The sequence below is a fragment of the Vibrio sp. 1F263 genome (assembly GCF_041439035.1).
GTDB classification, from domain to species: Bacteria; Pseudomonadota; Gammaproteobacteria; order Enterobacterales; family Vibrionaceae; genus Vibrio; species Vibrio tasmaniensis_A.
On sequence record NZ_JBGONI010000099.1, the window covers coordinates 1 to 2,737 of the forward strand.

General features: G+C 36.6%; 2 protein-coding genes. Both read right to left on the reverse strand.

Annotation, left to right across the window (positions count from 1 at the left end; genetic code table 11):
- Window positions 1-149: 149 nt before the first annotated feature.
- Window positions 150-1,331 carry an MFS transporter gene (locus ACED25_RS23155; protein WP_371696237.1) on the reverse strand — a complete coding sequence of 394 codons (1,182 nt, stop codon included), beginning with the start codon at window positions 1,329-1,331 and terminating at the stop codon, window positions 150-152.
- A partial coding sequence (locus ACED25_RS23160) for an aminotransferase class I/II-fold pyridoxal phosphate-dependent enzyme (protein WP_371696238.1) occupies window positions 1,328-2,737 on the reverse strand: 1,410 nt, incomplete at its 5' end. The genes ACED25_RS23155 and ACED25_RS23160, both read right to left, overlap by 4 nt.

Below are 2,737 nucleotides of genomic sequence, written 5' to 3' on the forward strand. Positions count from 1 at the left end.
TGGCTACCGATGTATTGTTGAACGCGAAATGTACAGCAAAGATCAACACGCCCTAATAAGCGACCGTTAAATAGCAGTAATAGACAAAACTGGGGATCGCGGTCAAGTAGTTAGTGCGACCGGTTTCTGTAAACGATCGCTGAATCACACTATTTTAATTCCTGAATTGGGTGCGGAATGACGGTTCTATATTTAAATACAAAATAGATTAAAACTACAAAAATAAGAAAAGCTGCCATAGCAATTGGCATATTCGCACCGAGGGCTAATAATTGAGAAGCAATGATTGCTGCAATGATTGTAGCGAAGCTAGACAAAGAGGTAAGTCGGCCAAATAGCAATCCAGAGTTCTGCTTTCCCAGTCTACCAATCACAAAAGAAGAATAGGAACTAGACATTATGGAAATGAATGAACCAGAAAATAGAAATAGAAAAAGTGAAATTTTATCATTAAATAAAGCCATAATAGAGTAGATACATATTAGACATATGGAGGCGGAAATATACAGTTGCAATGAACTAAAAATAGAAACTAAACGTTGTATTAGAACAGCACTTGTAAAAATCATAATGATAGTCATTACAGCGTTAATTTCAGCTATATCACTTGGAGAAAAATTAAGTGTCAATGTCATCCAAGCAGGCAGAAAATGGTACGCAGTACCAATTGCCATGCCAGTCAATAGATGTACGCCCATAAGGTTTATATATTCTGATTTCTGAGAAGTACTAGTTTTAACATCATTTTGATTGATATTCGTCCGTTCAGGTAGATTCAACTTCATGTATACAATTACAAGTGAAATAGAGTATACAACACTGACAGATAAAAAGATTACTTCGGCTCCAAAAGGGTAAAGTAGCCCCCCAACTATGGGACCACACATTAAGCCAGTATAAGAAGCCGCATTTACCTTGGACAATGGGACCATTACGTCATTTTTTTCAGCAAACTCCGCTGCCATTGCTCTCGCCAAAGATATCTTTCCCTCGAACATACCCAACAGAATTCGAGACAGAAAAAACAATTCAAAATTATTCATCATAATCGTTATTGCCGAGAAGATATAACCAAAGATTGAAAGCCCTATTGACGTCATTAGTAGGATTCTCTTGCCATACTTATCTGAGAGTTTTCCAATAATGGGAGATCCAATGATAATACCAAGTGGATAACTTACTAATAAAATACCAAATGCAGTTTCTTTATTAACTGACTGAAAATACATAAAAGAGAAGCCGTCTGACTCCAACACCATTGGTGCTAGGATAGGATATACCAAGGATACCCCTAAGCCTCCCAATAGAACTATAAAATAAAGAACGATCATAATAGTCCCTCCACTATTCTATTTAAGTTTTTCAAGATACCGACTACTTTATTCACAATATCGTAATTAGATAGTGAAATTCTAATAGTGTTTTTCAAACCAGAAGGTTCAATTACCACTGATATATCATGTTTTTCCAATGCAGAAACAATTGATTCTAACTCGAATAATTCTATAGTTATGAACGTAGTATGGCTATCGTATACTCTCTTGATGCCTTTAAATGTTTTTAAAATCATAATTAGTTCTGCACGTCTCTCTTTGAATAGCTGTATATCATCTCTTTGTGTATTAACTGCAAGCTCTTGTTTTAACGCTTGTATCACTGGTGTGGACAAAATAAAAGGTTCTTGCATTGACTTCAAATGCCGAACATTTTCTTCGTTAGAAAGAATAGCTCCAACTCGTAAACCCGCTAATCCTAACGCCTTGGAAAATGTGCGTATCAACATTACATTTTTTAAATCTTTTAAAAGTGCAACGTTTGATTCGGCTTCAGACATTTCAATATACGCCTCGTCAATAATAACCAAGCCATGGTAACAATGTGCAAGGAGTTTAATTTGTTGGTGACTAAGTCGAGTTCCAATTGGGTTGTTTGGATCGCATAAGACTATTGCTTTTGTCTTTGAATTTAGAATAACGTCTAAGTTAAGTTCATTGTAATGAGGTTTTTCTAAAGTAGTTTTTACAACATTTAGTCCATGCACTTCGGACCAATGAATTAACCCGAAAAATGTAGGAATTGGTATACATACACTGTCTATTGCAGGTTCAAGGAACGTATCCAGAATTAGTCTAAAAGCATCAACAGCTCCAGCAGTTAACAAAATATTTTCTTTGTGTAAATCAGTTTGACTTGCATTTGTTGTTATAAAGTTCTGGAAACGCGCGTATTCAGAAGTTAAAACACTATAATCAGTTTCTGGATATAGTTTTAAATAAGAGCCATATGGCGGTTCGTTGTTGACTAGAGTACGGACATTTTTGCTATGCGTAATTTGAGGCAATTTTTTTAATGCAATTGCTCTTGGTTTAGGTAGCTTGCTCATTTTAATAGAGGAAGGGCCATTGACTGCCAATATGTCTGAGTCTGACATAGTTAGTGCATGTGAAAGCGCATCACGTTGTGCTTCTGCTAATGGGAACTGTGTATTCGAGTGACCAAGCCGAGCAGCAATAGTGTCTGCTGCGAATAAGCAGGTCTCATGATGTGAGACGGATTGTGTCGCATAAGAGTGTAGAAGTGGTGAAGAGTGATTAGAGTCAGATAGTTTGTCATACAGGCTTAATATATGGGTAGATGCGCCCGTTATATCATCTATTTTACCAATGACACCGTCTTCTAACAGTGTAAGCGTGCCATGAACACCGCATTCTAATCCTTCAGCACGAAGAATAAGATC

Bases quoted from the DNA above. Each gene is read 5' to 3' on its own strand.
- ACED25_RS23155 (WP_371696237.1), bottom strand. From the start codon at position 1,331: ATGATCGTTCTTTATTTTATAGTTCTATTGGGAGGCTTAGGGGTATCC.